Source organism: Streptomyces sp. 150FB (assembly GCF_000818195.1).
GTDB lineage: Bacteria > Actinomycetota > Actinomycetes > Streptomycetales > Streptomycetaceae > Streptomyces.
The window spans coordinates 4,107,964-4,125,451 of record NZ_JTHL01000001.1; the positions used below are offsets into that span (position 1 = coordinate 4,107,964).

Genomic DNA, 17,488 nt, shown 5'->3' on the forward strand with positions numbered 1-17,488 from the left:
CCCGGTGTGGCGGAGGTCGTAGAAGCGGAAGCCCTCGGGCAGGCCGACTTCCGCACGGGCCTTCCGCCACTTGCGCCCGAAGGTGGAACGCCGGAATGGCGCCCCGCGCTCTCCGACGAAAAGCAGGCCGTCCTCTTCCTTTGCCGCGAACCAGTCGAGGTGGCGTCGCACATCCACGGTCAGGAATCCCGGCAGGACGACGACGCGCCTGCCCGCGCGGGATTTGGGGTCGCCGGTCGCGCGCCGCCCCGTGGTGAGTTCCGGTGACGCCCGGACGATCCTGAGCAGCACGGGCTCCCGGGATATGTCCCGTCGTCGCTTCAGCTCATCCGGCTCGTCGGGCAGGGTCACGTCGGACCTGCGCAGTTCGGCCTGCTCCTCCGGTCGGAGGCTGCCGTACGCGGCGAAGTAGACCATCAGCCTCCAGCGCGGTCCCATCGCCTCGGCCACGGCGTCGACCTGCTCGACGTCGGCGATGGGGCGTTCTTCGGCCTCCTCCTTGCCTGCCCCCTTGATACGGCAGGGATTTCGGCGGATGAGTTCGTCGTCGGTGGCGGTCTCCATGATGGCCTTCAAGAGGCGGTAGCTCTTGGCGACCGTCGTCGCTCCTGTCGCCTCCAGCCTTTCGGCACGCCAGCCCCGGACGCGGCCGGAGGTGATCTCGTCGAGATCGACAGAGTGGAATGTCGGCAGGACGTGCAGCCGAAGCAGCCTCCGGTACAACTCGTCGCTGGTCGGGGCGAGATTCCGCTCCTCCACCCAGCGCAGCGCGTACTCCTCGAAGTTGACCGCTCCCGCGTCCGGGTCCGTCCAGTCGCCCCGCGTCAGATCTGCCTCGATCTGAGAGAGCCAGACCTCGGCGTCGGTCTTTGTCGGGAACGTCTCCGCCGCGTGGCGGCGGAGACCGGCGGGATCGAGGTAGCTGGCGGCCCAGCGGCCGGAGCGGTACTGCCGGACCGCCCCGAAGCGGCGCTTGACACCCTTCGCCGCAGGCATCAGGCGGCCTTCCCGTAGTACGCACGGGACCGGCGGCGGGTGGCCGGCTGAACGGTGTTCGCCACGACGTACGCGTCCAACGCCTTCTCGGAGAGACGCACATGGCGGCCGACCTTGACGAAGGCGATCCGCCGCTCGGATATGAGACGGCGGACGAAGCGCTCTCCGGTGCCGAGAAACTCGGCGGCTTGGGCGACGTTGAGGAGGCGTTCAGGCATGGGCCTCCACCTCCTCCATCAGCGAAGGGGCATGGGAGGTGGAGGGCATGGCGAGGTGATGCACGAGGGATCCTCTTCTGACGGGCGCGGGAGCGGCAACTCCGTGGGCCTGCCGGTGTGGCGGTTCAGGGATGGGCGGTTCGGGGTTGGAGCAGCGGGCGGGGGCTATTCGGTCTTCCCCTGGCCGGGAGCCGGGCGGGCGTGCTGCTGGTAGGGCTGGGGCAGGCCGGTGAGTTCTTCGGCGACGGCGAGGGAGGCGGCGGCCTCGGCTTCTTCGCGGACGTCGGGGTGTTCGTCGAGGTAGGCGTCGAGGGCGTCGCGGGCCTGGGATGCGGCGAGGTTGGCCATGTGTGACGCGCGGTAGGCGCGGCGGATGTCCTCGACCAGCTCCATGGCCCTGGCATGGGAGGCGAGTCTGGGCGGGCCGACGAGGTTGGCCAAGGAGATGCCGAAGACCTCGGCGAAGCCCAGGGCGTCGTCGACGGTGACCCGACGCTGACCGTTCTCGATCCGCCAGACCGCCGAGGGGTTCATCTCGTAGCCGGCGGCGTTCAGCCGGTCCGACACGGCGTTGGTGCTCCAACCACGGGCGTTGCGTTCGAGCTTGATGCGAACCGCGATGTTCTCCTCGCCGGCGAGCTGGCTGATGCTCGGTCCGGGCGTGTCCTCGTCGTCGGGCACGACTGGACCCCCTTCCATTCGTAGTGGACTCCTGCAATCGGCATTACTACAAGAGTACACGTCATTCTGCCGCTTGCAAGCACTCACTGCTATCCGCATAGCTGTGGTATCGTTTTAACTACCGCCGCACCTTGCCCACCGACCCCCGGAAACGACAAAGCCCCCCGGCGCTGACACGCCGGGAGGCTGAAGCAGAACCCTCAAACGACCGCCCATCCCTGAACGACCACAACCGGCACTGGCAAGGGGTTGCCGCCCCAGAGCCCGCCGCGAGAGGAACTTCTGTGTACCAGCGTACGGCCCTGGCCGCCGTCCACGCATCCCTCAACCGCCCGCCCGCCCCGAAGACGGGGTGGTGAGTGATGGCCCGCATACGCACCATCAAGCCCGAAGCCTTCGCCTCCGAGTCCTTGGCGGCGGTCTCCCTGTCCGCCGAGCGGACCTTCTTCGGCCTGCTCACCCAGGCCGACGACCACGGCCGATTCCGCGACCAGCCCGCCGTCATCGCCGGTCTGCTGTGGTCCCTGCGTCCCGACCACGGCCCCCTCGGCGTCGAGGACGACCTCACCCAACTCGCCGCAGCCGACCTGATCTGCCGCTACCAGGGCGAGGACGGGAAGCAGTACCTGCACATCGTCACCTGGCACCGCCACCAGAAGATCAACCGCCCCAGCGGCATCCGGGCACCAGCCTGCCCCGATCACGACGCCACCGGTAACAGTGAACCCGCACGGCAGGCTCAGCGAACCCTCAGTGAGGACTCACCGAGCCCTCACGGACAACCCGCCGAGGTCTCACGGCCGACCGGCGAAATCCAGAAAGCCGCAGGCCAAGGCCGTTTCACTACCCCCTCACTGAAGGCTCACGGAGGTCTCGGTGAACCCTCGCCGAGCCTTCACGGTCCGGATCTAGGACCTAGGATCCTGGATCTAGGATCAATACCTTCGGGGGCCGCAAGCGCCCCGGCGCCCGACGCCACCGCCTCGGCCAAGCACCTCCTCGCCGAGTACGTCGCCGCGTGCGCACACCGTCCACCGGAGAAAGTCCTCGGGCACCTCGGCCGTGAAGTCCACCAGCTCCTCCGCGAAGGCATCGCCGTCGGCCACCTCCGCGCCGGGCTGGACCGCCTGCGGACCAAGGGCCTGAGCCCCAGCGTCCTGCCGAGCCTGGTCAACGAGGCCATGAACGCCACCCCCACGGGGGCCGGCGCCCGCCCGCCGCACCGGCCCTGGACCAATCCCGCCGACGTCGAGGCCGCCTACGGGGGTGACCTGTGACCACCGCCACCCGCGAACCCCGCGCTGCCGCAGGCGCGGTGAGCCGGATCGGCGCCATCCTCTCCGCCCGGGGCATCAACCCGAACGCGGGCACCGCCGCGAACCCGGTCCCCGAACAGGTGACGGCCCTGGACCTGGCCGACGCCCGGATCCCGCCCCGCTACCGCCACGCTCTCCCCAACCACCCGCGCGTCACAGCATGGATCGCCGAGATCGCCAGCACCGGACGATCAGGCCCCGGCGGCGTACCCGGCATCGCAACCGGCCCGTCCCTGCTGATCGCGGGACCCACCGGCACAGGCAAGACCCACCACGCCTACGGTGCGATCCGCGGCCTCCTCGGCGAGGGCGTACGGCTGCGCTGGGAAGCGACCACCCTCGCCGACCTCTACGCCGCCCAACGCCCGCAACACGGAACCGACCCCGAACAGCAGCTCTGGCGCCTGGCCCGCAGCCCGCTGCTGCTTCTTGACGACCTCGGCGCGGCCAAACAGTCGCAGTGGACCGAAGAGCTGACGTACCGCCTGGTCAACCACCGCTACAACCAGCTCCTGCCGACCTTGGTCACCACCAACCTGCCTGTCGCCGAACTCCGCGACGCCGTCGGCGACCGCGTCGCCTCCCGCCTCTCCGAGATGACCGAACGCGTCATCCTCACCGGCCGCGACCGCAGAAGGCACCCCGCCGGATAACTGGCTACCGCGCCCACCGCGAACCAGCCCCAGGCCACCCCGCCGTCCCAGTCGTCCGCTGACGCCTGCCCGCGCGCGGAAGAGAACGCACACCGGAGATCCCCGCATGCCCCCGACCACTGCCCTCACGCCCCACCGGGCCACCGCCTGGGACCGCGCCGCCGTCACCCTGCTCGGCGCCGCCGGATGCACCCTGTCCTACGACGCGCTCCAGCAGATAGCCGTCGCCCTCCACATACGCCCCGTCCTGACCTATCTCTTCCCCCTGGTCATCGACGGCTTCATCGCGTACGGCGTCCGCGCCCTCCTCGTTCTGCGCAACGCCCCTTTCCGCGCCCGCTTCTACGTCTGGACCCTCTTCGCCACCGCGACCACGGCCAGCGTCTGGGCCAACGCCCTGCACGCCGTCCGTCTCAACCAGCAAACCCGCACCACCGGGTTGCACCTCGGCGACACCACGGTCGGCCTCCTGTCCACGATCGCCCCACTCGCCCTCGCGGGCGCCGTCCACCTCCACATCCTCATCACCCGCGCAAACACTCGGCCGCCGACCGCCGACACCGGCCACGATGCTGCCGAACACCGACCTCAGACACCGGCCCGCCCCGAGCAGGAGATCCAGCGCACCCGCCCGGATACGACGCCGGCGGGCAGCGAATCCAGTCCGGTCCGCCTCCGCCGGATCGGCAGGCCGCCCAGTGCGGAACTCGACGAACTCCTCGACCTGGCACGCCCCGTGTTCGCCGCGCACGAAAGCCCGACGCGCTCACTGGTCCGCGAAGCCGTACGGTCCGCCGGCCACAGCCTCAGCGAAGACCGCCTCACCCAGGTCATGACCACCCTGCGGCCCGAGCAGGACGGCCACTGACCGGAAGTCTCCGCAGGCCACGGGCGGACCGGTCACTCCGGTCCGCCCTCCCGGTCAACGGACCGGGAGCCAGAGCGACTCCAGCGAAACGCCTACACGAAAAGGCTGCGGTCCGCCTTTCCCGGCCCTCGCAAACAACAAGCAGCGCTCCGAGGCCCGCCGAGAACCGAACGACGAGCAGCCACACCCCACGAAACCCGAGGAAACGAGCCGACGATGTCCGAGCAGCACCACGAAACTGTTCCCCAGCCCCACCCGATACAGAACAACCCACCTTCAGACGGAGCAAGGAATGGCGCTGGACCGTCCACCGGCCGGTCCAGCGCAACCTCCGCCCCGGGGGTGGCGGAGGAACTCGGGCACCAGGGGGTGCCCGAGGAGGAGAAGCCCCGCGCCAGTGCCATCGCGTCGCTGCCGCGCGCCGCAGACGAAGCCGCGTTCCACCGCGTCGCCCGCCGACGCAAGCGCGACACGAGCCAGCGCAAAGAGCGTGTCGATGCCCGCTACAGCGTCGCCGAGAAGTCCAGCATCCTGACCGCGGCCCGTTCCCTGAACATCGCCGGCGCCCACTACGTCTGGGCCGCCGTAATGGCCCACATCGACGGCAACCTCCAACTACCCACCCAGCGAACCGTCATAGACGACTACATCGACGAGCTGGCAGCTCTACGCACCCAGGTCGCCAAGCTCGGCACCAACGTCAACCAGATCGCCCACCGCCTCAACTCGGACGGTTCCACACACCCTGTGGACACAGCCGTCCTCGCCCAGGCCGAGCACACCCTGACGCAGGTCCGCGCCACGCTGAACGATCTCGACGACATCGCCGATCGAGCGGTGTCCGCGAAGGCGGCATAGGTGATCGCGAACATCGTCAAGCCCGGCCGCAACACGCGCGGCGTCATCAACTACCTATACGGCCCTGGCCGGGCCAACGAACACACCGATCCCCACCTGGTCGCTTCCTGGGACGGATTCGCCCCCGACCCAGGACGCTCGACCGACGAAAACGCCACCCGCGCCCAACTCGCGAAAGCCATGGACCTACGCGTCAAACAAGCCGGCGAGCGGGCACCGGAAGGCCACGTCTGGCACTGCTCGATACGCGCCGCCCCCACCGACCGCACCCTCACCGACACCGAGTGGGCCGCCATCGCGCGCCGAGTCGTCGCAGCCGCAGGCATCGCCCCCGACAGCGACCCGGACGGATGCCGCTGGATCGCCGTACGGCACGCCGACGACCACATCCACATCGTCGCCACCAAGGTCCGAGGCGATCTCACCCCCGCGCGAAACTGGAACGACTACCGACGCGTCAACAAAGAACTCATCGCCATCGAGACCGAACTCGGCCTGTTCCAGGCCGAGCGCGGAAACCACACCGCCGCCAAACGCCCCACCCGCGCGGAGAAAGAAAAAGCCGCCCGCACGGGACACCGGCGCACCGCCCGCGAGCGCCTGCGCGAACACGTACGCACCGCCCTGGCCGGGGCTGCCCACGAAGACGAGTTCTTCGCCCGCCTCGCAGACGAAGGGGTACGCGTCAAAAGGCGCATCGCACCCTCAGGCGACGCCATCGGCTACTCCGTCGCCATCGTCGGCGACCGCAACGCCGACAACGAACCCATCTGGTTCTCCGGCGCCAAACTCGCCCCCGACCTCTCACTCCCCCACATCCGCCAACGCCTCCAACATGGCGAAAAAACCAGCACCACGCCGCCGCCCCAACACACGCCCTCACACGCGCGCCGCAACGCCATCACCCCGGCCGACCGCGCCATGGGCGTACTGAAAAGCGACGACGACGGAGCAGCGGCCGCCCAACTGATCGGCACCGGAGAACTCCTCGACGCCCTCGCCCAGACCTCCCCGGTCCACATCCGTGCCGAACTACGAGAAGCGGCCCGCGCCTTCGAACACACCACCCGCTCCCACGTCCATGCCCAACACGCCCATCACCGCGCTCTGCGCCAAGCCGCCCGCGCCATCGTCCACGCCGGCCCCGCCCTGGGCCGAGGCGAGGACGGGGCCAGCAGCGCCATGATCATCGACACGCTGATCTTCGTCATCATCGCCGCCGCCCACTGGCACGCCGCCCGGGGCCACGCCCAACAAGCCGCCGCAGCCAAGCAAGCCGCCCACCACCTCCGTGCCGCCTACCGAACAGCCGCACAGACCCCGATGACCAACATGCGCGCCCAGGGCCAGAACCTCCCACCCCACACGCAGGCCCGCCACGCTGACACCCTCCGCGCTGTCCTCCCCAACCACGCCGCCCGCATCCAGAAAGAGCCGAACTGGCCCGCTCTCGCGGCCACCCTCACCGAAGCCGAGCGCGCCGGACAGGACACCACCGCCCTCCTCCACCAGGCCGCTGGAACAAGGGAACTGGACACAGCCGGCTCCCTCAGCGACGTCCTCATCTGGCGCCTTCGCCACAACGGCAAACTTCCCGCCGCCGCAACACCGCCCGCAAAACGCAGCACGCCCCGCCCCCAAACCACTACCGCCACCCAGCCGCCCAACTACACCCCTCCGCCCCCGCTCATACAGCCCAGCTCCCCCGGAGGCCGAGCCCGCTGACACAACAGCCGTGGAGGCGAGCCGCGCATGGCGGGGCTCCGATCAAGGTCCACCGCAAGGCGGGGTACATCCCCGCAGGCGCGGGGAGCAGACCGCCGAGCGCCTGACCGTACGGCACAGCATGGGTCCATCCTCGCAAGCGCGGGGAGCAAGTGTGGCTGTGGAACAACGCGATCAAGCCCGCGGGTTCATCCCCGCAGGCGCGGGGAGCAGGTTCGGGTGCTCGGCCCGGTAGAGCGAGTGATGGGTCCATCCCCGCAGGCGCGGGGGCGCGGGGAGCAGTCTGCGTGACCTGCAGGTTTCCTAGCAAGCAAGGCCACTTTGAACCAACTGCAGAGAAAGCAGCAAAAAGGAAAAACCGCCCACGGAACCGCGCAGAACTCTCCAGCGAACAGAGTACGGCCACCAACAAGCCCCCTTCAGTCTCCGCACCCGAGGACCTGAAAGCTTCACGCAGTCCGAGTTGGCCGGATGGGAGATACCGAACCTCGACCGCACCGGCTACCCACGCTCCCTTCCACCGCACCGCTTCCCCACCACGCACAACGACATCCCGGGCCAGAAAAGCATCTCCGAAGCGCTCGCCACACTGGACGCCAAGCCCGCTCCACCAACGGGAAACGACAAAAGCACCGGTGATTCCTAAACTCAGACCACGAGTTCGATCGCGTCACTCGCTCCTCGACGAACCCCCAGGCCAGCAACCGGGGGGTTCTTTGTTGTCTAGAGCATCAGATTGGTGGGCGCGCTCTTTCATCCGCCCTTGAAGCAGCCCAAGTGCCCCTGTTCGCCAGCCTCAAGAGGATGATCACACCACTGCGTCCAGGTCCGCGCCCGATGCACAATCCCGTCGAGGTTCCGTGCTGCGCTACGGGCAGTCCTCTTCGAACTTCACTGCGGTAATCTCGGCCGGCTGCCCCTTCAGCTCCGTTCCTGGACTCGGCGTCTGAGTGCACACCTTCCAGTTGCTCTCCACCAGCACCATGCGGTCCTCGGCAGCATCCGTCACGGTGACCGACACACCTGAGTCGAGGGCCCCGCGGGCGGCCTTCACCGACTTCCCAGCAAGATTCGGCATCTTGCTACCCCCTGCTTCCAGAGGTCCCTCGTCGTTGACAGAGCAGTCCTCTTCGAGTTTCACCGCGCCGAAGTCCAACTTGCTTTCCGTGGCAACCGTCTTGCCTGCCTTGATGTTCTGCGAGCAGACCTTCCAGTCCCGATCAAGGGCTTGCAGCCGGCCCCGGCCCAAGCTGTCGTGCGACGACAGACCATAGAAGCCCTTGGCCTGGGCCGCATCCTGCGCGGACTGAAGCCCCATGCCGGCGAAGTTCGGTACGGGCGCCTCCTCGCCACTGTCCTCCGCGGAGGGCTTCGCTTTCTCTTTCGGCTCAGCCGGCTTGTCGTCGGATTTGTCGGCCTGCTTGGGCTCAGCCGTAACAGTGACCGTCGCTTTGGGGCCAGGTCCCGCGCTGCTGGCGGTTTCCACGCCACTGCTCCCCGCGCTACCGGTGATGACGCCGATGAAGAACAGACCGAACGCAGAAGGGACGACAACTCGCTTCCGCGCCCAGCCGGGCCCTGTCTTGGGCGGTGTCGGTGGCTGCACTGGAGGGTGACCCCACTGCGGCTGGTTCTGGGTGTTCCAACTCATTCGTCCCCCGAGGGTGGTTCGTGGAGACATGACCGTAACGGCCCGGTCAGGAGCTGGGTGAAGCGAATCCTCCGGAAGTGACGGATCTGTGACCTACATGCGCAGAAGAGCGATGGCGCGGTCTACGACACCTCAACCAGAATTCGGAATCGCCGCCTCATCTGCGCAGTCGACATGGCGCCGGATCAAATGGTTCCCTCTCCATCAAGCGGTCGGCCCGAACGGGCCCCAGCAGGAGTGGACCAACCTCGACGTGCAGACGGATGACGGCCTCCGCATCGAAATGAAGGTCGGTGTCTGGCTCAAGACATGAGAACAACACCGCCATCCCAGCACTCGCTTCAGCGGACTCTGCGCCCGCACACTGGCCCGTTCCTGAACGGCCGTAAGAATGAACGCACCCCGACAGAGGCGGTGTTGTCAGTCCTGCGGTCCGGCCCAGTAGTCCGTAAGCATCTCGCCCGGCCAAGCGGGCTCCCGTACTTCCCCGCGCGGACCCATCTCCCTGAAGTAGGGCGCGAGATCGAAGACGGGGCTCCCGTCGATCGCGTCCAGGTCCGTGACGTGCAGGTCCAGGCCGTCGACCTTCAGCAGTCGGGGGAAAGACTGGGCAAGCTGATTGGGCCGCCGGTGGTTGCGGTGGACGAACGTCCCCGAGGCCGGCCACTCCGGGTTGTTGCGAGGACTGCGTGCGTGGAGAGCCACGTCGTCCGGGGACGCCTGGTGAAAGTGCCATACGACAACAAGGTGGGAGAACTCCTCCAGACCCTGGACGACCTCAACGGGGAAGTCCGGGTTCAGGCGGATGATCGCCGTGCCGGTCCAGTGGTCGTCGACGGGCTCGGTGCGACCGCCGATCACGGTGGCGATGGACTTGATCTCCAGCGACTTCGTCATGCGATCCGCACTCCCCTTCGCGCCTGCGTGGCGACGGGGTCAATCTACTCGCGCGAGATACGCGGCAGCCCGGGCGTCCAACTCGGCGACGACCGGGATCCCCCGGCGCCGGTACAGGGAGACGAGATGACGCATGTCCACCACCGCCTGCCGCGCACGGCCGGAGTAGATGCCCTCCTCCATCGCGCCCAGAACGCTGCCCACATTGCGCAACGCTTCCTCCACGCCCGCGCCCGTTATGTGTTGAACCCGAGGTCTATGGTCTGGCACGCCATCGCACGCAGGATGGGACCAGCCGGAGGCGGATCGCCGACAGGCGCCGCGAGCTTCACAGCCAGGCCGAAGTACCGATGGACGGCGACGTGTTCGGCCTTGTCGAAGGCCATCCAGCCGGGCAAGTAGGCCAACTCTCCGGCCCGCACCACCGCGCTTGTCGATCAAAGACGCCGCCAGTGGCTCACCGTCTCCGCCGGGGCCCGCCCGAGGAAGATGCGGAACCAGCGCGTGCCAAGCAGTCCATCCCGCGACGCCGGGTCAGCCATGTCCGCCCTCCACAATCGGCCGGTACACCATGCGAGGGGAGTCCATCGTCCATACGGCGCCCGTCGAGAAGATCAGCACCTTGTGTCTGTGACCGGCGCCGGCTCGCATGTCGACGATTTTGTGGTGGAGTCCGCCAACGAGGACGTAATCGCCGATCCGCACGTCGCTCGGCAGACGCTCCACGCCCCGTGTCCCCAACGGGGCCGGAGGCAGAGCGGATGTGGTTTTCGCGGGCTTGTGCATCAGCTTCTCCAGATCCCTGCTACGAGTCCTGAGCCAACGACCACAAGGGCCAGGACATAGGTGACTTGCCGGGCCCGTGGGCTCATACGACGGTCCTGAGCCGCGATTCGATCCGCTCCAGGAGGAGGGGGTCGCCGATGGATGCCAGCCGAAGCCAGTTCGCCTCTCCCCGTTCGACCATGCCGGGCGGAAGCGCGCCGGAGTGAACGCGGTAGAAGTAGCGGAAACCCACGCGGAGTCGGAGCCCGTCTTCCGGGGCGGCCGGCGACACATCGACTACGAGCGGCGTCTGCTCGCCGGGCGACAACCACACGTCGTAGACGCCTGCGAACTCTTCCAAGACACGGAGAGCCGTCCGGGGCAGGGACTCGTCTTCCGCCTCCGGAGTGCCCTCCGCGAAGGCCCACTGACGACCGTTCCTCAAGACGAGGACTCGATCCTGGTCGTCCAGGACCACGGCGCCCGCCTTGACGACCGGGCACCGACTCTCGTGGAGACACCGACCGCGCCGCGCGTGGTCCTGGGTCGCGTCATACAGCGGCATCAGCTTCATCGTCTCGTCAGGGTGGAGATGCAGGTACCCGTTCAGTTCCTTCGCGACATCGCTGTCCACAACGCTCACGAGTCACCCCTCCCCGTTGGCCCGGTCGCGCTCTGGCAGATCAGTCACCCTGCTGTCGACTTCAAACCAGACGAACTTGCCGAAGGGGAGGAAGCCGACACCCCACCGAGAGGTCAGCGCCTTCACGAGGAAGAGCCCTCGACCTCCTTCTCCAGCAAGGGAGGGTTCCCGAAGCCTGGGCCTCTTGCGTACTGGGTCATGGCACTCGACCCGGACCTTGAACCGGTCGACGCGGATGTCCAGTTGAAAGCTGCCGTCGCGCGGAGTGCCGTGCTGAATGGCATTGGTGGCGAGTTCGGAGACGCACACCACGATGTCCTCGATATCGCCGACAGGGAGGTCCGCGTCGGCAAGAGCGTCTCGTGTGAAGGCGCGAGCTTCACCCACGGACTTGTTGTGGGGCTTGAACGCTTTGACCGCGCTCACCCCGGCGAGCGCGTCGTTGCACTGCCACAGATTCAGCCCCGTGCCTGCCATGGGCGAAGCCATAGGTCCCCTCCGAGTGCTGGAACCCGCGACAGGGCCGCGAGCCATCCGGTGCGTACCAACGAAGCTAGGAAATAGCGAAGTTGGAGGTCCACTCGGTTGCACGCGGTTGCACGATTTCATCCATGGGCATTGAGGGCATCGATCGCCCGCGTGATGCGGCTGCGGGCTTCGGCCCCTCGCAAGGCGTGCTGAGAAAGCTGATTGAACGCCCGAAGATAGGTCTGGATCTCGCCCGGACCGCTCACGTTGATCTCAGCCGTCAGCGTCTCAACGGCCACCTGGGCGTCGTCGAAGGCGTAGAACGCCTCCAGCGGCCAGACCGTACGCCTGGCCTCGAAGGGAATGATCCCGAGGGACACGTTCGGCCTGGCCATGACGGACAGGAGTGATCCGAGCTGGGCGGCCATAGCGGCGTCGTCGCAGACGCGGTAGTAGAGCACAGTCTCTTCGAGCAGGAGAGAGAAGCGGTGGTCCCCTTCGAAGATGACGCGAGAGCGGGCGAGGCGGGCGGCCACTGCTTGCTCGACGTCATCGGGGGTGCCCTGGAAGGTCGTGATCGAGCGCAGCAATCCCGTCGCGTACTCACCGATCTGGAGCATTCCCGGTACGAGATTGGACGCGTACACGCGGAAGGTGCGGGTCCGCTGGTAGAGCGGTGTGGTCTTCTCGTGCACCCGGCGCATGCCGTCACGGTGGAGCTGGCGCCACTCGACGTACATCGATTCGGCCGTCCTGGACGCCGCGATGAGGTCCGCTGCCAGTTCGGGGACGGAGCATGCGCCGCACCAGGCGCGAATGTCGTCGTCCGAGGGCGGCGTTACGCCTCGTGCGATGCGCGACGACTTCGACTTGTGCCAGCCGCAGCGATCAGCCAGCTCCAGCCCGTTCAAGCCGGCATCGAGCATTGCCTGTTTCAGGCGTTCGGCGATCTTCGCGCGAGCTGCCCGAGCTGACGAGAGGGGTGACGTGGGCATGAGCTGGCTGATCGTCCGCCGTCAGATGCTGTACTTCTCGTGCGGGACGGCGCGCTCCCACACGTCTTCGAATGCCGTGGCGCACTGGGCGACGGCAGTCTGATCTTCGGTCTGGTCGGTCCGAATCCAGCGGCCGGCATCGTCGAAGATGTTGAACTGGACGAGACGGCCGTCGAAGAGCCAGAAGTCGTGCTCCGGGAGGACCATCTCCGCCGCGCTGCTCCTCGGCAGCCAGCGGACTTCTTCGCCCGCGGTCACGTTGGTGAATGTGAAGGAGTGCTCGTAGCGGATGTACTCGCTCGGGGGCTCGCAGATCACCCGGGCGCGGCGAATCAGCACACCCTTCGCCGACACCTCCTGCACCAGGTCGAGCCACGGGCGCCACCATGAAGCACGGTCAGCGGGATCGAGCCGGTGCCCCTGCTTCCAGGCTTCGAAGCCCGCCGTCTCGTTCCCCATGTCGTAGACGTCGCGGAGCTCCAGGTGAACCGCTGAGTGCTCGACGGCACGGAGCAGGTCGGCGAAGCTACTCAAGCTCTGCGACATCAAGCGCCTCCCTGAGAAGCGGGATCATCCGCTTCGGTACTCGGACGATCCCCTCGTAGGAGGGCATCGCGACATCCTTGTTGCAGGTCGCCTCCGTCTGGAGATCGACCTTCACGCCCTGGAACAGCAAGTCCTTGGCGTCCTCGTCCACCCAGACGGCCGGGGAGCCGTGGTCCCCGGACTCCGGGTCCTTCCCGACGAACCGTAGTGCCATGCTGACCTCCGATGCCGAACGGGTTGCAGTCGGTTGCACGAGAACTGCCACGGGCTCAAAAACATCAAGACCGCCGGCATCCCCTGCAACGTGGCTCTACCCGGTGTCACGTAGCTGAGACAGTCAGTGAACTCGCCTTGCACCAAGATCAGTTCACACAAAACTCGCACAAGCGACCGCCGTCCACCCGCGGCCTGGAACAGTGGGAACCATGGACAGCACACCTGCCGCCGGTGAGAACATCTCGGTACTGCGCAAGGCTCGTGGAATGGGGCAGACGAAACTGGCCCGGCTGTCCGGCATCTCTGTCTCCTACCTGAGCAAGATCGAGAACGGCGACCGCCCGGCAACGCCCCCCGTCGTCGCCGCGCTCGCCAAGCCGCTGCGTGTATCCACCGCGCGGATCTACGGACAACCCTTTCTCGGCCTCACCGAACAAGCCGACCTGCTCAATGACCTTCGAGACGCCGTTCGACGCCACACCCTGCCCAGAGAAGACGCCCCCGCTCCCGACGAGTTGACGAGCCGACTACAAAAAGCCGCTCGCCTGCGGTCCGACACGAAGTACCTCGAACTCCTTCGGGAACTGCCGGCCCTTCTCGGTCAGGCCACAGCTACGGCGCTCGACGCCGGGAGCGACGCGCTCGCCTGGAGACAGCTCGCCAACCTCTACGGCTGTGCGTACGCCGTGACGCACCGCTTCGTTCAGCCGGACCTGGCAGACATGATCGTTGCCCGGCAGCAGTGGGCGGCACAGAGTACCTGGAATCCGGCGGCCGAGGCAGCCGCCGCCTGGAACGAGGCGGGGACGCACCAGAGCGCCGGCGCATACGACGACGGCCTGGCCATCGTCGAGCGGGCCATCAGCCAGTACCAGGGCAGCCGCAGCGACGGGCCCGAATCGATCGTCATCCTCGGATCACTGCATCTGCGTGGAGTCGTCCTCGCGTCACGACACCGGGACAAGAACGCGACCGAATCCCACCTTCAGCACGCCAAGCGCTACGCCACAAGGCTCGATGGCGACGTGCTGATGCACAACCTAACCTTCGGCGCGGGCAACACCGCCCTGTACGAACTGGCGGCACACGTAGAACTGGACCAACCGAACAAGGCGGTGGAGATGTCGACGGCCCTCGTCGCGCAGCCCCCGGCCGGACTGAAACCCAACCGGCTCGGCCGACTCTTCATCGACCTCTCGCGGGCCCGACTGGCGATGAAGGACGCGCCAGGAGCCGAGGAAGCACTCAAGGCAGCCTTCCGGGTATCACCGCAGATGGCAGAGATCCACCCGATGAGCCGCGAGGTTCTGCGCGTGCTGTTCATCATGAACCAGCGCGCCCGCCCCGACCTCCTGGCCATGGCCGAACGCGCCGGCCTCACTGCGTAAGCCATCCAGTGACGGGCCGGGATATAGCCCAGCAACGCCTGGGCGACCGCGAGGCATATCAGGTTGGCATCCGTCAGTTTCGGAGAGCGATCGGCTGGTTCGAGGTGACGCGGGAGCGACTCGAGGGCGGCGATTCCCTGCACTCCACCCAAGACCAGCGGGTGACGGACTCCCTGCAGGCCAGCCGGCGCGAACCGCTATGGGACGGCGGGCGCGAGGTCCAAACGCAAGTGTTCCCGGACCAGTTCACCCACTGGTTCAGTCTGAATCTGGCGACCGGCGGACAAGCAGCCGCCCTGCTCTTCCCGCGTATGTAGGCAGGCGCCACTCCGGCAATGTCCCAGGGCTGCCGGGGGCTGGGTGAACACGACTTCATGAGCGAAAAGTCCGAAGACCGATACCCGGACGTGTTCGAGCTAGCCCGGGTCAATGGCGGCGGCACCGCCAAGTCCCGCCGCGAAGTCGCCGAGCGGCTCGCCACGTTGCAACACCACTCGGTGGTAATGGGGCACGACGTGACCACGAACGCCGACTTCCTGTTGAAGCTCGCTGTGGGGTAGCCGCGGCCCCCGAGCATGCAGGCGGTTCCTATACGCAGCGGCCGTCCCACTGTAGTCGTCTCTTCCGCCGGTCGTCGGCAGTGCCTTCCACGGTCTCCTTCGCCTGGCCGACGACGGCTATCAGCTCGGCCTCCGTGGCAGCGAGCCAGCCTCATAGGGTCGAACTACGCGGTCACCACATTCGGCGAACGCCTGGACCGCCACGGCGCCGAGTTGGGCTTCGCGGCCGTGCTCGCGTACGCCGACGGGCAACCGGTCGGCTACGCCTACGGCACCACCATCGAACACGGCGACCGCTACTGGCAGCGCACCAACCCGGAACCGGCGGCAAAGTACACCGAGCGTGCGGCCGTATCCCTGAAGGAAATCGGCGTCCGGACGCCCTGGCGAAAGACCGGCACCGCCCGCCGTATCCACGACTCCTCCCTCACCACCCGCGAGGAGCCGTACGTCACCCTCATGGGTAACCCAGCCGCAGGCGACGGAAAGGTCCACGCGCTCTACAAGTTGTGGGGCTACGCGGACATTGGCCAGAGCCAACCGTCACCGGCCTCGCCGGTCCTCACCGTAATGATCCGCGCCAGTCGCTGACCCGATTCGGCGTGCGTCAACGCAGCACCGGTCCGCTTCCCGTTCTGGTCTGGTCCCCCGAGGCAACGGAGACGCAGACAGGCGCCGCCTGCGCCGCCGCATCGAGCGCGACAGTCGAAGAAGCCGAGCAACTCAGCCGCGAAACCGGGGGATCCCCTCACTGAGACTCATCACGCTCCAACGCGACTCGGCCACGACGGTCCCGCTGCTCGGCGATTTCCGGGCGCCCACGCACGATGCTCCCCGAAGCCCGTCGCGACTCCAGCCAGCCGTCACGGTTGAGAAGCTCCAGCGCCCGGACGACAGTCGGCCAAGACATCCCGAAGGACTGCACGAGCTGGTTCTCACTGGGTACACGCGAGCCGGGCGGGTACGTGCCGTCCTCGATGCGATCCTGAATGGTCTGCGCCCGGCGCCACTCGTCCAAATTTCTGGCAGGATCACAGCCTGCCCGAGTAGCCAGCCAGCGTACGGCCCCCTGACAATGCTCGACCCCAACCCGGGCAGGACACCGGCCAAACCCGCTCCGCCTTAACTGATCATTTCAAAATGAGGTCCGGAGTCGTCTCAAGCAGATGATGCTGCAGGCGAGTTGGAGCAGTCCGAGGTGGAGGTCGGCTCGTATCTCGTAGCGGATGCGGAGTCGTTTGAACTGGTGGAGCCAGGCGAAGGTCCGCTCGACGACCCACCGGGTTTTGCCCAGTCCCGAGCCGTGTGGGCTGCCGCGGCGGGCGATGTGGGGTGTGATCCCACGTGCGCGGATGAGACGCCTGTACTTGTCGTAGTCGTACCCGCGGTCGGCGAACAGTCGCCGTGGCCGGTGGCGTGGCCGGCCGCGCAGGCCACGGATGCGGGGTATGGCGTCCAGCAAAGACATGAGCTGAGTGACGTCGTGACGGTTTCCGCTGGTCAGAGAGACGGCGAGCGGAGTTCCCTGCCGGTCGACGATCAGGTGGTGCTTGCTGCCGGGCCGGGCCCGGTCAACCGGCGAAGGTCCGGTGTGAGCCCCCCTTTGAGGGCCCTGACGTGCGAACCGTCGATCGCGGCGTCGTCGATCTCCAGCAGGCCGACGGCCCGCAACTCAGCAAGAAGCACTTCGTGGAGCTGCGGCCAGACACCAGCTTCCGTCCAGTCCCGCAAACGCCTCCAGGCCGTCACCCCGCTGCAGCCGATCTGTTCCGTGGGGACATCCCGCCAGCTCACGCCCTTGCACAGCACGTAAACGATGCCCCGCAGCGCAGCCCGGTCATCCGCGCGCAGCCGACCGGGATACCGATGCCGCCTGGGCGGCCGTGGAGGCAACAGCGGCACCACGCGTTCCCACAGGTCATCAGGCACAAGATCAGCAGACACCCAACGAATCCGGCCAACACACCATCCAACTGCCAAGCCCTACAGCGAACTTCATTCTGAAACGATCAGTAAGTAGGCTTACGGGCATCACGACTGTGGG

General features: G+C 67.2%; 21 protein-coding genes and 1 pseudogene. 8 read left to right on the plus strand and 14 right to left on the minus strand.

The window, feature by feature from the left end; genetic code table 11:
- The 3 genes from QR77_RS17485 to QR77_RS17495 form a co-directional block, all read right to left on the minus strand.
- The coding region (locus QR77_RS17485) for an integrase (protein ID WP_040022794.1) at positions 1-996 on the minus strand (996 nt) is incomplete at its 3' end.
- Complete coding sequence (locus QR77_RS17490) at positions 996-1,214, minus strand: excisionase family DNA-binding protein (RefSeq protein ID WP_040022795.1); 219 nt, start codon at positions 1,212-1,214, stop codon at positions 996-998. The genes QR77_RS17490 and QR77_RS17485, both read right to left, overlap by 1 nt.
- 165 nt (positions 1,215-1,379) lie before the next feature.
- A complete protein-coding gene (locus QR77_RS17495) occupies positions 1,380-1,895 on the minus strand; it encodes a helix-turn-helix transcriptional regulator (protein ID WP_052488847.1) in 516 nt (171 codons plus the stop codon).
- Between the two features lie 362 nt (positions 1,896-2,257).
- Between QR77_RS17495 and QR77_RS17500 the strand changes: the two genes are divergently transcribed.
- The 5 genes from QR77_RS17500 (at position 2,258) to QR77_RS17520 (ending at position 7,315) form a co-directional block, all read left to right on the plus strand.
- Positions 2,258-3,172, plus strand: coding sequence for a hypothetical protein (locus QR77_RS17500; RefSeq protein ID WP_040022796.1), 915 nt, complete (start codon positions 2,258-2,260; stop codon positions 3,170-3,172).
- A complete protein-coding gene (locus QR77_RS17505; RefSeq protein WP_040022797.1) occupies positions 3,169-3,864 on the plus strand; it encodes an ATP-binding protein in 696 nt (231 codons plus the stop codon). Before QR77_RS17500 ends, QR77_RS17505 begins: the two co-directional genes overlap by 4 nt.
- A 106-nt stretch (positions 3,865-3,970) precedes the next feature.
- Positions 3,971-4,732 carry a DUF2637 domain-containing protein gene (locus QR77_RS17510; protein ID WP_040022798.1) on the plus strand — a complete coding sequence of 254 codons (762 nt, stop codon included), beginning with the start codon at positions 3,971-3,973 and terminating at the stop codon, positions 4,730-4,732.
- Positions 4,733-5,074: 342 nt separating this feature from the next.
- Positions 5,075-5,590 (plus strand): plasmid mobilization relaxosome protein MobC, encoded by a 516-nt coding sequence (gene mobC, locus QR77_RS17515; protein WP_040022799.1) that lies wholly within the window; start codon positions 5,075-5,077, stop codon positions 5,588-5,590.
- On the plus strand, positions 5,591-7,315 hold the full coding sequence (locus QR77_RS17520) for a mobilization protein (RefSeq protein WP_160310927.1): 1,725 nt from the start codon (positions 5,591-5,593) through the stop codon (positions 7,313-7,315).
- Between the two features lie 868 nt (positions 7,316-8,183).
- Here the strand turns inward: QR77_RS17520 and QR77_RS17525 are convergent.
- The 9 genes from QR77_RS17525 to QR77_RS17560 all read right to left on the minus strand — a co-directional run bounded on the left by QR77_RS17525 (position 8,184) and on the right by QR77_RS17560 (position 13,494).
- Positions 8,184-8,921: a PASTA domain-containing protein gene (locus tag QR77_RS17525; RefSeq protein WP_107068947.1), complete on the minus strand. Its 738-nt coding sequence runs from the start codon at positions 8,919-8,921 to the stop codon at positions 8,184-8,186.
- Positions 8,922-9,386: 465 nt separating this feature from the next.
- On the minus strand, positions 9,387-9,863 hold the full coding sequence (locus QR77_RS17530; RefSeq protein ID WP_040022810.1) for an SAM-dependent methyltransferase: 477 nt from the start codon (positions 9,861-9,863) through the stop codon (positions 9,387-9,389).
- Between the two features lie 39 nt (positions 9,864-9,902).
- On the minus strand, positions 9,903-10,088 hold the full coding sequence (locus tag QR77_RS45960) for a hypothetical protein (RefSeq protein WP_150130400.1): 186 nt from the start codon (positions 10,086-10,088) through the stop codon (positions 9,903-9,905).
- 309 nt (positions 10,089-10,397) lie between these two features.
- On the minus strand, positions 10,398-10,589 hold the full coding sequence (locus QR77_RS17535) for a hypothetical protein (protein WP_052488848.1): 192 nt from the start codon (positions 10,587-10,589) through the stop codon (positions 10,398-10,400).
- Positions 10,590-10,731: 142 nt separating this feature from the next.
- Positions 10,732-11,271 (minus strand): NUDIX domain-containing protein, encoded by a 540-nt coding sequence (locus QR77_RS17540; protein ID WP_040022812.1) that lies wholly within the window; start codon positions 11,269-11,271, stop codon positions 10,732-10,734.
- A 3-nt stretch (positions 11,272-11,274) separates the two neighbouring features.
- Positions 11,275-11,748, minus strand: a complete 474-nt coding sequence (locus QR77_RS17545; RefSeq protein WP_078877831.1) for an ATP-binding protein — start codon at positions 11,746-11,748, stop codon at positions 11,275-11,277.
- Between the two features lie 128 nt (positions 11,749-11,876).
- Complete coding sequence (locus tag QR77_RS17550) at positions 11,877-12,734, minus strand: helix-turn-helix transcriptional regulator (RefSeq protein ID WP_040022814.1); 858 nt, start codon at positions 12,732-12,734, stop codon at positions 11,877-11,879.
- Positions 12,735-12,755: 21 nt separating this feature from the next.
- A complete protein-coding gene (locus QR77_RS17555; protein ID WP_040022816.1) occupies positions 12,756-13,280 on the minus strand; it encodes a DUF6879 family protein in 525 nt (174 codons plus the stop codon).
- Positions 13,261-13,494 (minus strand): hypothetical protein, encoded by a 234-nt coding sequence (locus QR77_RS17560; RefSeq protein WP_040022818.1) that lies wholly within the window; start codon positions 13,492-13,494, stop codon positions 13,261-13,263. The genes QR77_RS17555 and QR77_RS17560 overlap by 20 nt, the downstream gene beginning before the upstream one ends.
- A 211-nt stretch (positions 13,495-13,705) precedes the next feature.
- Between QR77_RS17560 and QR77_RS17565 the strand changes: the two genes are divergently transcribed.
- From QR77_RS17565 to QR77_RS17575, 3 genes are all read left to right on the plus strand, one after another.
- Complete coding sequence (locus QR77_RS17565) at positions 13,706-14,884, plus strand: helix-turn-helix transcriptional regulator (protein WP_040022819.1); 1,179 nt, start codon at positions 13,706-13,708, stop codon at positions 14,882-14,884.
- A 374-nt stretch (positions 14,885-15,258) separates the two neighbouring features.
- On the plus strand, positions 15,259-15,444 hold the full coding sequence (locus QR77_RS42260) for a hypothetical protein (protein ID WP_150130401.1): 186 nt from the start codon (positions 15,259-15,261) through the stop codon (positions 15,442-15,444).
- A 153-nt stretch (positions 15,445-15,597) separates the two neighbouring features.
- Positions 15,598-16,035 (plus strand): hypothetical protein, encoded by a 438-nt coding sequence (locus QR77_RS17575; protein WP_040028164.1) that lies wholly within the window; start codon positions 15,598-15,600, stop codon positions 16,033-16,035.
- A 160-nt stretch (positions 16,036-16,195) separates the two neighbouring features.
- Here the strand turns inward: QR77_RS17575 and QR77_RS17580 are convergent.
- Both QR77_RS17580 and QR77_RS43685 read right to left on the minus strand, forming a co-directional pair.
- Positions 16,196-16,462 (minus strand): annotated as a pseudogene (locus QR77_RS17580) (GntR family transcriptional regulator); the annotation flags it as partial.
- A 117-nt stretch (positions 16,463-16,579) separates the two neighbouring features.
- Positions 16,580-17,388 (minus strand): IS5 family transposase gene (locus QR77_RS43685; RefSeq protein ID WP_173476317.1). Its coding sequence is split into 2 segments (ribosomal slippage): positions 16,580-17,049 and positions 17,049-17,388, totalling 810 coding nucleotides; the frame shifts between segments, so codons are not numbered across the junction.
- Positions 17,389-17,488: the final 100 nt, after the last annotated feature.